The sequence below is a fragment of the Pseudotabrizicola algicola genome (assembly GCF_010915705.1).
Taxonomy (GTDB): domain Bacteria; phylum Pseudomonadota; class Alphaproteobacteria; order Rhodobacterales; family Rhodobacteraceae; genus Pseudotabrizicola; species Pseudotabrizicola algicola.
In genome coordinates this window covers 996626-1009611 of record NZ_JAAIKE010000001.1, presented here as the reverse complement: position 1 = coordinate 1009611, position 12986 = coordinate 996626, and the positions used below count along the sequence as shown (strand labels likewise).

9 protein-coding genes are annotated in these 12986 nt (G+C 66.8%); 7 read left to right on the top strand and 2 right to left on the bottom strand.

Features of this window, described 5'->3' with window-relative positions; all coding sequences use genetic code 11:
• From glyS to glmM, 6 genes are all read left to right on the top strand, one after another.
• Complete coding sequence (glyS, locus tag G3572_RS04925; protein ID WP_164609519.1) at positions 1–2100, top strand: glycine--tRNA ligase subunit beta; 2100 nt, start codon at positions 1–3, stop codon at positions 2098–2100.
• 212 nt (positions 2101–2312) lie between these two features.
• On the top strand, positions 2313–4829 hold the full coding sequence (locus G3572_RS04920) for a putative PEP-binding protein (protein WP_205518620.1): 2517 nt from the start codon (positions 2313–2315) through the stop codon (positions 4827–4829).
• A 219-nt stretch (positions 4830–5048) separates the two neighbouring features.
• Positions 5049–5759: a cell wall hydrolase gene (locus tag G3572_RS04915; RefSeq protein WP_164609517.1), complete on the top strand. Its 711-nt coding sequence runs from the start codon at positions 5049–5051 to the stop codon at positions 5757–5759.
• Positions 5760–5886: 127 nt separating this feature from the next.
• Positions 5887–6795: a dihydroneopterin aldolase gene (locus G3572_RS04910; protein WP_164609516.1), complete on the top strand. Its 909-nt coding sequence runs from the start codon at positions 5887–5889 to the stop codon at positions 6793–6795.
• 45 nt (positions 6796–6840) lie between these two features.
• Entirely contained in the window at positions 6841–7887 is a 1047-nt protein-coding gene (gene folP / locus G3572_RS04905) for a dihydropteroate synthase (protein WP_164609515.1), read from the top strand.
• Positions 7884–9227 (top strand): phosphoglucosamine mutase, encoded by a 1344-nt coding sequence (glmM, locus tag G3572_RS04900; protein WP_164609514.1) that lies wholly within the window; start codon positions 7884–7886, stop codon positions 9225–9227. The genes folP and glmM overlap by 4 nt, the downstream gene beginning before the upstream one ends.
• Before the next feature lie 57 nt (positions 9228–9284).
• Here glmM and G3572_RS04895 read toward each other — a convergent pair whose 3' ends face one another.
• On the bottom strand, positions 9285–10988 hold the full coding sequence (locus G3572_RS04895; protein WP_164609513.1) for a BCCT family transporter: 1704 nt from the start codon (positions 10986–10988) through the stop codon (positions 9285–9287).
• Positions 10989–11528: 540 nt separating this feature from the next.
• Here G3572_RS04895 and G3572_RS04890 point away from each other — a divergent pair.
• Positions 11529–11732, top strand: coding sequence for a hypothetical protein (locus tag G3572_RS04890; protein ID WP_164609512.1), 204 nt, complete (start codon positions 11529–11531; stop codon positions 11730–11732).
• A gap of 129 nt (positions 11733–11861) precedes the next feature.
• On the opposite strand, the gene ilvC is transcribed toward G3572_RS04890, so the two are convergent.
• Positions 11862–12884, bottom strand: a complete 1023-nt coding sequence (ilvC, locus tag G3572_RS04885) for a ketol-acid reductoisomerase (RefSeq protein ID WP_164609511.1) — start codon at positions 12882–12884, stop codon at positions 11862–11864.
• Between the last annotated feature and the right edge of the window lie 102 nt (positions 12885–12986).

The window sequence follows — 12986 nt, the reverse complement described above, 5'->3', positions numbered from 1 at the left end:
ATGCCCGATCTGCTGATCGAACTTTTCTCCGAGGAGATTCCGGCCCGCATGCAGGCCCGCGCCCGCGCCGACCTGCAAAAGCTGGTGACCGATGGTCTGGTCGAGGCTGGTCTGACCTATGCCCATGCGGCGGCCTTTTCCACCCCGCGCCGCCTGACGCTGGCCATCGAGGGGCTGTCGACGGAAAGCCGCGCGGTGCGCGAGGAACGCAAGGGGCCAAGCGTTTCGGCCCCCGCGCAGGCGGTCGAAGGCTTCCTGCGCTCGACCGGGCTGACACTGGAGCAGCTTGAAAAGCGCGCCGACAAGAAGGGCGAGGTCTATTTCGCGGTGATCGAACGCCCGGGCCGCCGCGCGCCCGAGATCATCGCCGAGGTGCTGGACAGCACCATCCGCAATTTCCCCTGGCCCAAGTCGATGCGCTGGGGCGCGGGCTCCCTGCGCTGGGTGCGCCCTTTGCATTCCATCCTGTGCATCCTCTCCGATGAGGGGGGCACCGATGTGGTTCCGCTGACGGTGGATGGCATCACCGCAGGCAACAGCACGCGCGGTCACCGCTTCCTGTCGCCGGATGCGTTTTGCGTAAACAATTTCGAGGATTACGCGGCAAAGCTCAAGCGCGCCCATGTGATCCTCGACAGTGCCGAGCGCGAAGGGGCGATCCTTGCCGAGGCTCAGACGCTCGCCTTTGCCGCCGGGATGGAACTGGTCGAGGACCGCGCGCTGCTGACCGAAGTGGCGGGGCTTGTCGAATGGCCGGTGCCGCTGATGGGCCGCATCGCCGAGGATTTCCTCGGCCTGCCGCCCGAGGTGCTGCAGACCTCGATGAAAGAGCATCAGAAGTTCTTCTCTGTCCGCAACCCGAAGACGGGCCGGATCGAGGGTTTCGTGACCGTCGCCAACACGCTGACGGCCGATCAGGGCGAGACGATCCTGAAGGGCAACCAGAAGGTTCTGGCCGCGCGGCTGTCGGATGCCAAGTTCTTCTGGGAAAATGATTTGCGGGTGGCACGCGCCGGCATGGACGACTGGGCCGAGGGCTTGAAATCCGTGACCTTCCACAACAAGCTTGGCAGCCAGTCCGACCGCATCGCCCGCATCGCGGCGCTGGCGCGCGAGATCGCGCCGATGGTCGGGGCCGATCCCGATCTGGCCGAACGCGCGGCGCGTCTGGCCAAACTCGACCTGCGCTCCGCGATGGTCGGCGAATTCCCGGAACTCCAGGGCCTGATGGGCATGTATTACGCGCAAGCGGCAGGCGAGCCCGAGGCCGTCGCCAATGCCGCCCGCGACCACTACGCGCCGCTCGGCCCCTCAGACGCGGTGCCCACCGAGCCGGTCCCGGTCGCCGTGGCGCTGGCCGACAAGATCGACACGCTGACCGGCTTCTGGGCGATTGACGAGAAGCCGACAGGAAGCAAAGACCCGTTTGCCCTGCGTAGGGCCGCGCTGGGGGTGATCCGGTTGGTGCTGGGGAATGGGGTGCGGGCCGCCCTCGCGGGCCGCCAAGGCATTCTTGCAGTTCCAATGACACTGTTTGCCACGCAGCGCGGAACTCTAGATTTAGACGCAAAAATTGCCGACCTCCTCGCGTTCTTCCACGACCGCCTCAAGGTCTTCCTCAAAGACCAAGGCATCCGCCATGACGTCATCGACGCCTGCCTCGCCATGACGGGCAATGACGACCTGACCCTGCTGGTCAAGCGCGCCACCGCTCTGCAGGCGACGCTGCAGACCGAAGACGGGGCCAACCTCGTCGCGGGCTACAAGCGGGCCAGCAACATCCTGTCGCAGGCCGAGCAGAAGGATGGCGTCGAATATTCTTTCGGCGCCGACCCCAAGTTCGCGGAAGGCGACGAAGAACGCGCCCTCTTCACCGCGCTCGATCAGGCCGAGGCCGCCATTGCCCCCGCGATGGCTGCCGAGGATTTCGCCACCGCCATGCAGGCGATGGCCACCCTGCGCGGCCCCATCGACGCCTTCTTCACCGCCACCCAGATCAACACCGACAACCAGATCGTGCGGCGCAACCGGCTCAACCTTCTGCACCGCATCCGCAGCCTCTGCCTTTCGGTGGCCGATCTGAGCAAACTCGACGGCTGATTTCATCTGTTCGAAAATATCCTCGGGGGGTGAGGCGCGCCAGCGCCGAGGGGGGGGCGAGCCCCCCCTTGCCACATCTGCCCGAGGCGCAAGGCCAGCCCGCCACAGGCGCTTGCCTGCCTGCCGAATCGGTGTAGTGTCGGCGCAGAAGAAGGATTGCCGCAGTGCAGAAACTTGATGCCGCCTCCCCCGCCGCCTTCGATGCCGACCCGCTGGTCGGTTTCACGCAGGTGACCCCGACCGCCCGCATCGACCGCGTGGCGCATGGCTGGCGTGCGAAGTGCCTGCAACGGCTGGTCCGGCTCGATCTGCCGGTGCCGATGACGGTGGCGCTGCCCGCGCTGACGGTGCGGGCCATCGCGGCGGGCACCCAGATCGACTGCGCGGCGATCCTCGCGCAATTCGGGCCGGCCCCGCTGATCTCGGTGCGTCCCAGCCCGGAAAACCCCGATTGGGGCGGGCCTGCGACCGTGCTCAACATCGGGCTGAACGCGGCGCGGCACAGGGAACTTGCGCAGCGCCACGGCCAGCAGGCGGCGGATGCGATCTATCTGCGCTTCGTGCAATCCTATGCCACCCATGTCGCGCGGCTCGATCCCGACATGTTTGCCGTGACAGACCCCTCGCCCGAGGCGCTTGCCGCCGCCTTGCAGGTCTATGCCAGTGAGATGGAGGAAGATTTCCCGCAAGACCCCGCGCAGCAACTGTCGGGGGTGCTGCGCAGCATGGCGCGGGCCTGGGAGGGCACGACGGCGCGTCTTCTGCGTCAGGCCAAGGGCGCGCCGGTGGATGCGCCTCTGGGGCTGGTGGTGCAGGCGATGGCGCAGGGGCTGGGGCAGGGGCTGTCCGGCTCGGGTGTCGTCCAGTTCATCGACCCCGTCACCGGAGAGCCGCAGGTGACGGGGCGCTATCTGGGGCAGGGGCAGGGTCGCGATGTGCTCAAGGCCCCGCAGGCGATGTTCCTGATGCGCGATCCGCGCGGCCCCTCGCTGGAAGACATCGCGCCCGATCTGGTGGCCGAGCTGATCCGGCATGGCGCCGCCTGCCGCGCGCGCCTGCGCGAGGAGATGCAGATCGAATTCACCATCGAAGACGGGCGCTTGGCGGTGATCGACGCGGTCAAGGTGCCGCGCTCCGCCCGCGCCGCGCTGCGGGTCGCGGTGGCGCTGGCGACCGATGGCGTGATCCCGCGCGAAGAGGCGGTGCTGCGGGTGGAGCCGCGCGCGCTGTCGGAACTCTTGCACCCGCAGGTGGACCCGCGCGGCAAGCGCGACCTGATCGCGCGCGGCATCGCCGCCAGCCCCGGTGCTGCCGTGGGGCGCATCGTGTTTTCCAGTCCTGCCGCGCAGGCCAGCGCCGCGCGCGGCGAGCCCTGCATTCTGGTGCGGCGCGAAACCGCGCCCGAGGATATCCGCGGCATGCATTCCTCGGCCGGGGTGCTGACCGAACGCGGCGGCGTCACCAGCCATGCGGCGGTGATCGCGCGCGGTCTGGGCCTGCCTTGCGTGGTAGGGGCCGATCTGGTGCTGGACGCGCGCAACAAACGTATCAATGCCGGGGGGCGCAGCTTTGCCGAGGGCGATGTCATCACCGTCGACGGCACCACGGGGCAGGTGCTGGCGGGGGCGGTCGACATGCTGGCGCCCGCGCTCGACAGCCATTTCCAGACGCTGCTGGGCTGGGCGGACGAGTTCCGCGACATCGGCGTGCGCGCCAATGCCGACACGCCCGCCGATGCCGCCACCGCGCGCCAGTTCGCGGCGCAGGGCATCGGGCTGTGCCGGACCGAGCATATGTTCTTTGACGAGAACCGTCTTGTCGCCATGCGCGAGATGATCTTTGCCGATACCTCGCAAGACAGGGCGGCGGCCCTGGCGCGGCTGTTGCCGATGCAACGGGCCGATTTCGTGCAACTATTCGAGATCATGGCCGGACTTCCGGTCTGCATCCGCCTGTTCGACCCGCCTTTGCACGAGTTCCTGCCGCACAGCCGCGAGGGCCTGCGCGAACTGGCCGAGGCGCTGGACAAGCCTTTGTCGGAGGTCACCCGCCGCGCCGAGGCGCTGGCCGAGTTCAACCCGATGCTGGGTATGCGCGGCGTGCGGCTTGGGGTGGTCCTGCCCGAGATCTACGACATGCAGGCGCAGGCGATCTTCGAGGCCACGGTCGAGGTCGCGCGGCGCGGCGCGGCGGTGGTGCCGGAAATCATGATCCCGCTGGTCAGCGCGCGGCGCGAGGTGGAACTGGTGAAAACCCGCGTCGATGCCGTGGCCGCAGCGGTGCGTGTGAAGGCGGGGCGCGATTTTGCCTATAAACTGGGGGTGATGGTGGAAACCCCGCGCGCCGCCCTGCGCGCCGGAGAGATCGCGCAACACGCGGCCTTCCTGTCCTTCGGCACCAATGACCTGACACAGATGACCTATGGCCTGTCGCGCGATGATGCGGGGCGGTTCATGAACACTTACGTCCAGCAGGGCGTGTTTCCGGAAGATCCGTTCCACATTCTGGATGTGGACGGGGTGGGGGAACTCTTGCTGATCGGGGCCGAGCGGGGGCGCAAGACGCGGCCCGATCTGACGGTTTCGATCTGCGGCGAGCATGGCGGCAACCCCGAATCAATCGCCTTTTGCCGCAAGGCGGGATTCGATTATGTGTCCTGTTCCCCCTATCGGGTGCCCTTGGCGCGCCTCGCGGCGGCGCATCTGGCCTTGCAAGATCGTTGTGGATAGACGGAAAATCGCCACAATATCATGTAGCTGCGCGCGTTTCCTCAACCATTTTGTCAGCATTTGCGCAAAGTTCCGCCGATCGGCGCTCAAAAAGCGTGCTATTTTTGCCACGCATGTAGACTCACCCCCGTTGCCTGCCTTATGCACGGCGGCTGTCACACATTCCCGTGATCGAGACGGGGCTGCGTGACGTGAGGCAACAGAACGGAACACGACTCAATGCGCTTGCGACAAATCTTGGCTTCGGCTGCACTGGCAGCCTTGGCCACGGGTGAAGCGGCCTTCGCCGATGTGACGGTGAGCCAGTCCAACAGCCCCGAGATGGGGATGGCGGAACAGATCGCCTCTCTCATGGGGGCGGAACATGCAACGGTGGGGGCGGTGCCGCAGGCGCGGCTGGCCGCACTCGCCAAGGGTCCGGTCACGCCAGAGGCGCCGGCCAAGAAGGCCAGCGCCACCGCTGACGCCCAACAAGCAGAGCCGGCGGTGCCGGTGCTGATCCGCTACGAAGAATCTTTCGTGGCCAGGCAGCCCGCGCCGCAGGGGGATGGCCAGTGGCAATGCCTGCAACAGGCGCTGTATTTCGAGGCGCGGGGCGAAAGCCTGCGCGGGCAATTCGCGGTGGCCGAGGTGATCCTGAACCGCGTCGACAGCCGCGATTACCCCAATTCGGTCTGCGGCGTGGTGCGGCAGGGCGGCAGCAACGGCTGCCAGTTCAGCTATGTCTGCGATGGCAACAGCGATGTGATGCGCGACCGTGCGGCCGCCGATACGGCGGGCCGGATCGCGCGGATCATGCTGAACGGGGCGCCGCGCGGGCTGACGGCGGGGGCCACGCATTTCCACACCCGCGCGGTCAATCCGAACTGGGCGCGCCAGTTCCCGCGCACGGCGGCGATCGGGGCGCATCTGTTCTACCGCCAGCCCTGAGCGCCAACCCCGGGCGCGAAGCTGCGGGCATGTCGCAGGGCTTGCACCCGTGGTCGGCTTCGGGCAATCGGGGGCCGGGGCAGGGGTTAACCTGCCCCTGATCCCTTTTGGGCCGATGGGGGGCCAGATGACCAGCGACATCCGCCTCGCATTCGCGCATCCCGAAGAGCGCAGCCAAGCCTCGGCCAGCGCCGACCCGCGCGACCGCATCTCGCTGCGCGACCATGTGGTCGAGGTCGATATCGGCGCCTTCCAGCAGGAACGCGGCCACAAGCAGCGCGTGATGTTCAATGTGGTGGTCGAAGTCGCCCCCGTTTCCGCGCCGCTGAATGATGATGTGGACCGCATCCTGTCCTATGACCGGATCACATGGGCCATCGCGCATGAACTGGCGGCAGAGCGGCTGAACCTGCTGGAAACGCTGGCCGAACGGGTGGCCGAGCGTATCTTGGCCGAACCGCAGGCCATGCGCGCCTTCGTGCGGATCGAAAAGCTGGACATCGGCCCCTACAAACTGGGGGTGGAGATCGTGCGCAGCCGCGCCGAGGTGCCGCTGCGCGTGGTGGGGCAGGACGGGCTGGAAGCGGCGGTGCACCCGCTGGTGGTCTATATGGACAATGCCGCGATTGCCGATGCGGGGCTGGGGGCGCGGCTCGATGCGCTGGTGGCGCGCGGCGCGCCGTTGATCCTGACGGTGGGCCTGCCCGATACCCCGCGCCCGCAGACAGGGCACAAGCCCACGCAGCGCCGCGTGGACCTTCTGGCGATCGAGCAGAACGCATGGCGGCTGGCCGCGCGCGATCCGCGCTGCGTGGTGGTGGCGACCCGCACCGAGATCGACTGGGCGATGAAGCGCGGGCAATCGGTGGTCTGGGCGCCGTCGAAGATGGTGCTCGATGCGGTGGACGGGCCAAAGACAGCCGATCCGGTGGCGCTGGCGCTGTGGCTGGCCGAGGAAATGGCGGCGCGGGGGCTGATCGTTCACGGCAATGTTGCACTTCCGGCGGGAAGCCGCGTTCCGGTGGAGCAGGGCTGAGCGAGCCGCTTGCCAAAGCGCGGGTTTGGGGCCTAATCCGTGCCCATGACATACCTTCGCCCGATCCCGCTGACCGATGCCGCCCGCCCTGCCGATGCCCTTGTGCTGGCGGGGGGCTGGTGCCGCTTCACCCATGTGGAAGTGCTCGAGCGGGGCCGCGCGCCGGTGGTGCTGCCCGCCGCCGAAGCGCCGCCCAGCCTGCTTTCTCCGCTTCTGGCCCCGCGCCCGGATTTTGCGGGCCTGTCGATGGACCGCCCGCGCCTGATGGGCATTCTGAACGTGACGCCCGACAGCTTTTCCGATGGCGGGCTGTTCCTGAAGCCTGAGGCCGCGATGATGCAAGCCCGCGCGATGGCGGCGCAGGCCGATATTCTGGACGTGGGCGGCGAAAGCACCCGCCCCGGCGCGGTCGAGGTGGCGGTGGACGAGGAAACCGCCCGCACCGCGCCGGTGATCGCGGCCATGCGCGCGGCAGGGATCGACCGCGCGGTGTCGATCGACACGCGCAAGGCCGCAGTGGCCCGCGCCGCGCTGGCAGCGGGGGCGGGGATCGTGAACGATGTCACCGCCTTGCAGTTTGATGCCGCGATGGCAGGCGTGGTGGCCGCGGCGGGTGTGCCGGTGATCCTGATGCATTCCATCGCCACCCCCGCCACCATGCAGGACGCGCCGGACTATGACGACGTGCTGCTTGATGTCTACGACGCCTTGGCCGCGCGCGTGGCCGAGGCCGAGGCGGCGGGCATCCCGCGCGACCGCATCGCGGTGGACCCCGGCATCGGCTTTGGCAAGACGCTGGCCCATAACCTTGCGCTGCTCGCGCGGCTGAGCCTGTTCCACAGCCTCGGGTTGCCGGTGCTGCTTGGGGCCAGCCGCAAGCGGTTCATCGGCACGCTGACCGGCGAGGAAGAGGCCGCGCGCAGGATGCCGGGCAGCCTTGCCGTGGCCTTGGCGGGCGCGGCGCAGGGGGTGCAGATGATCCGCGTGCATGACGTGGCCGAGACGCGCGCCGCGCTGACGCTGTGGCAGGCGGTGACGCAGACCGGTGCAAAACAGACAAAACCAGACGCAAAAGAGGGGGCAAACCCATGACGCGCAAACTTTTCGGCACCGACGGGGTGCGGGGCCGGGCCAACACCTATCCGATGACCGCCGAAATGGCGCTGAAACTGGGGGCGGCGGCGGGCCGCTTCTTTCGCCGCGACGGCGGCTCGGCGCACCGTGTGGTGATCGGCAAGGACACGCGGCTTTCGGGCTACATGCTGGAGAACGCGCTGACGGCGGGGCTGACCAGCACGGGCATGAGCGTGCTGCTGCTGGGTCCGGTGCCGACGCCGGCGGTGGGGTTCCTGACGCGCAGCATGCGGGCCGATGTGGGGGTGATGATCTCGGCCAGCCACAACCCGCATCAGGACAATGGCATCAAGTTCTTTGGCCCCGACGGGTTCAAGCTGTCGGACGAGGCCGAGGCCGAGATCGAATCCATCGTCGCCGGAGAGATCCAGCTGGCACAGGCCATCAACATCGGGCGCGCGCGCCGGATCGAGGACGGACGCGGGCGCTATCAGGAATTCGTCAAGACCACCTTTCCGGCCGGTGTGCGTCTGGACGGGCTGAAGGTGGTGATCGACTGCGCCAACGGGGCTGCCTACAAGGCCGCGCCAGAGGTGCTGTGGGAACTCGGGGCCACCGTGGTGCCTGTGGGCGTGGCGCCCAACGGCACCAATATCAATGACCGCTGCGGATCGACCTATACCCAGACCGCCGCCGAGGCGGTGGTGGCACATGGGGCAGATGTGGGCATCTGCCTTGATGGCGATGCCGACCGCGTGATGATTCTGGACGAAGCGGGCCGCGTGGCCGATGGCGACCAGATCATGGCGATGATGGCCGCCCGCTGGGCGATGGATGGCAAGCTGCGCGGCGGCGCGCTGGTGGCCACCGTCATGTCGAACCTCGGGTTGGAGCGGTTCCTGTCGGGGCAGGGCCTGCGGCTGGAACGCACCGCCGTGGGTGACCGCTATGTGGTCGAACGCATGCGCGCGGGCGGCTTCAATCTGGGGGGCGAGCAATCGGGCCATATCGTGATGACCGATTACGCCACGACCGGCGACGGGCTGATCGCGGGCTTGCAGTTCCTTGCCGAGATGGTGCGCACCGGCCAGCCTGCCAGCAAGCTTGTCCGGCAGTTCGAAACCGTGCCGCAGCTTCTGAAGAATGTGCGCTTTGCCGCAGGTAAAGCCCCGCTGGACCATCCTGCCGTGCAATCGGTGATCGCGGCCAATACCGCGCGCATCGAAGGCAAGGGCCGCATCCTGATCCGCAAATCGGGGACAGAGCCGCTGATCCGCGTGATGGCGGAATGCGAGGACGAGGCGATGCTGACCGAAGTCGTCGATGAGATCGTCGGCGCGGTCGAAGCCGCGGTCTGACCCTTGCCCATCAGAAACAGGGGCGGCCCCGCACCGGCGCGGGGCCGCTCTTTTGGTCTAGCGCGGTTCGTTCATCAGCCCGCGCACGATGGCATAGCAGGCCGCCAGCAGCACAAGGGTGAACGGCAGTCCGGTCGACACCGCCATCGCCTGCAAGGCGCCAAGACCCCCGCCCAGCAACAGCGCGACTGCCAGCAGCCCTTCGAAGCTGCACCAGAACACGCGCTGCACCACGGGCGCATTGGTCTTGCCTCCGGCGGCGATGGTATCAATCACCAGAGAGCCGGAGTCCGACGAGGTGACGAAGAAGATCACCACCAGCAGGATACCGACCAGAGAGGTGAGCGCCGCCATCGGCATCTGCCCCAGCATCTCGAAAAGTTGCAGCTCCAGCGCCGCCTCCTGCACCCCGCTCACCCCGTTTGCCGCCTGGTCAATCGCGGTGCCGCCAAGGGCGGTCATCCACAGCACCGACAACAGGCTGGGGACGATCAGCACCGCAATCAGGAACTCGCGCACCGTGCGCCCGCGCGACACACGCGCGATGAACATGCCCACGAAGGGCGACCAGCTGATCCACCACGCCCAGTAGAACGCGGTCCAGCCTGCGGTGAAATTGGCATCCTCGCGCCCGAACGGATTGGCAAGCGCGGGCAGGTGCTGGCCATAGGCCCCCAGATTGGCGAAAAATCCGGTGAAGATATTGGCTGTGGGGCCAAGCGCGATCACAAAGATCAGCAGCGCCGCCGCAAGCGCCATGTTCACTTCCGACAGGCGCTTCACCCCCCCTTCCAGCCCGCGGATCACCGAGACGATGGCCACCACCGTGATGACGATGATCAGGAGGATCAGCCGCGATTGCGACTGGCCGAAGCCGAACAGGAAATCGAGCCCCGCCGCTGCCTGTTGCGCGCCGATGCCCAGCGAGGTGGCAAGGCCGAAGATGGTGGCAAAAATCGCAAGGATATCCACGACATCGCCGCGCCAGCCCCAGATTTTCTCTCCGAAGATCGGGTAAAATGCCGAGCGCAGCGTGAGCGGCAGGCCCTTGTTATAGGCAAACAGCGCCAGCGACAGCGCCACGATGGCATAGATCGCCCAAGGGTGCAGGCCCCAGTGGAAGATGGTCGCCGCCATGCCCAGTCGCAGCGCGGCCTCGGGGTCGCCCTCGGCACCGCCCAGCGGCGCCCAGTCGGTCCGCGCGCCACTGTCATCAAGGCTGACGCCCCCCAGAGCGGCATTGTAATGCGAAAGGGGCTCTGACACGCCATAGAACATCAGCCCGATGCCCATGCCGGCTGCAAACAGCATCGCGAACCAGCCCAGATAGCCGTAATCGGGCGTCGCCTCCGGCCCGCCAAGGCGGATGCGGCCGAGCGGCGACAGGATCAGTCCGAGGCACAAGAGCACAAAAATGTTGCCCGCCAGCAGGAAGAACCAGCCAAGGCTGCCGGTCAGCCAGTCGCGCAAGGCCAGAAACACCGGCTCTGCCGTGTTCTGGAAGGCCAGCGTCAGGATGGTGAAGCCGATCACACCCAGAGCAGAGATGGTGAACACCTTCTGATGGAAGTCGAATTCCAGCACATAGCGCGGCGCCACGTTGTGCTGGCCGATTTCATACTCGGTCACGATCAGTTCCGTCTCCCCTTCGGGGGCGGGCAGCGCCTCGACCTCGGGCGGGTCGGTATCGGTGCCGGCTGATGCGGGCTGTTCAGACGGGATCAGGTCGACGCGCGGGGGCGCGTCCTGCGAGACGGTCATGACTGTCCTTTCCTTGGGCGGTCAAGCCCCCGCGCCCCGAAGGGCACAAAGGGGGCACGCCGCGGCGACCGGCCGCTCATGGGGCCGATTTGGGGTGGCGACATCGTGCCGCCCACCCGGCGGAGGGGACTGGATGCCAAAGATATGATCAAATTGCAAGCATCCTTGGGCATTTTCGCGCGGGGGCTTTCGTTCAGCCTGTGCTCCCGGCGAGGTCGCCGCAGGGAGCGGACACGGGGAACAGACGGGGCGGCAGAGGTGGTGACGCAGGGTCAACGCGGCGGCGGGGCGGATGGTTTCAAAGCTTGTTTCACTGGTGCGCCATTTCGCGGGCCCGCTTGGGCGCTGTGATCCGCAGCGCCAGCGGCGGGAACCGGCAGGCCCCCGCCCGCGTTATCCCGCCAGACCCGACTTTCAGACCCGGACTGAACCAAACCAGACCGGCGCGGCTGGCCCAGCGAAGGCCAGCGCCGGACCCGAATGTGATCTGCCGGAGGACGCGCCAGAGCGCCGCCCCGGCCCCAGCCGAAAGGAATTCCCATGACCGGAGCCATTGTTCCCTTTCTGTCCCTGCTCACCCTCCTCGCGGTGGCGACTTTCGCCCTGCTGAGCAAGGCCCGCGTCGAGGCGCGCCGCCATGACCCGAACGCGCCCAAATCGACGCTGGCGCGCGATGGCAAATATGGCGGGGTGGCCTTCCTGCTGCCGCTGGCCGAGCGCGCGCGGTTTCGCAGCCTGCGCTGACCCGCGCGGCGGGGCTTCCCGCCGGAAAACGGAAAGGCCGGGGAAACACCCCGGCCTTTTGTGATCGGTCCGCGGTCCCGCGTAGGGTGCGTGCGAGCACGCACCCTACACGGCGGATCAGTTGGCGGATCAGTTGCGGGCCTTGTCGACCATCTTGCCCTTGGAGATCCACGGCATCATGGCGCGCAGCTTTTCCCCGACTTTCTCGATCTGGTGCTCGTCGTTGATGCGGCGGGTTGCCTTGAAGAAAGGCTGGCCCACGGCGTTTTCCTGCATGAAGTCACGCACGAACTTGCCGGTCTGGATGTCGGTGAGGACTTCCTTCATGCGCTTCTTGGTTTCCTCGTAAGGCAGGATGCGCGGGCCCGAGACATATTCGCCGTATTCCGCGGTGTTCGAGATCGAGTAGTTCATGTTGGCGATGCCGCCTTCGTAGATCAGGTCCACGATCAGCTTCACTTCGTGCAGGCACTCGAAATAGGCCATTTCCGGCTCGTAGCCGGCTTCCACCAGCGTTTCGAAGCCCATGCGGATCAGCTCGACCAGACCGCCGCAGAGCACGGCCTGCTCGCCGAAGAGGTCGGTTTCGCATTCCTGGCGGAAGTTGGTCTCGATGATGCCCGAACGGCCGCCACCGATGGCGGAGCAGTACGACAGGCCGATTTCCATCGCCTTGCCGGTCGCGTCCTGATGGACGGCGACGAGGCAGGGCACGCCGCCGCCCTTGGTGTATTCGCCGCGCACGGTGTGGCCGGGGCCCTTGGGGGCCATCATGATGACATCGACGCCCTTTTTCGGCTCGATCAGGCCGAAGTGGACGTTCAGGCCGTGGGCGAAGGCGATGGCAGAGCCTTCGCGCAGGTTGTCATGGACGTATTTCTTATAGGTGTCGGCCTGCAATTCGTCGGGCATGGTGAACATGATGACGTCGCACCAAGCGGCGGCTTCGGCGATGCCCATGACCTTCAGCCCTTCGCCTTCGGCTTTCTTGGCCGAGGGCGAGCCTTCGCGCAGGGCGACGACAAGGTTTTTCGCGCCCGAGTCGCGCAGGTTGAGGGCGTGAGCGTGGCCTTGGCTGCCATAGCCGAGGATGGCCACTTTCTTGTCCTTGATCAGGTTGATGTCGCAGTCCCGGTCATAATACACGCGCATGGCGGTCTCCTTTTGGTTGATGCTGGCACAATAGGGGTTTTCGGCCGTGATCCCGTGCATTATTTGACGCTGGATAGTATTTCTGCGAATAATCATTCGTCA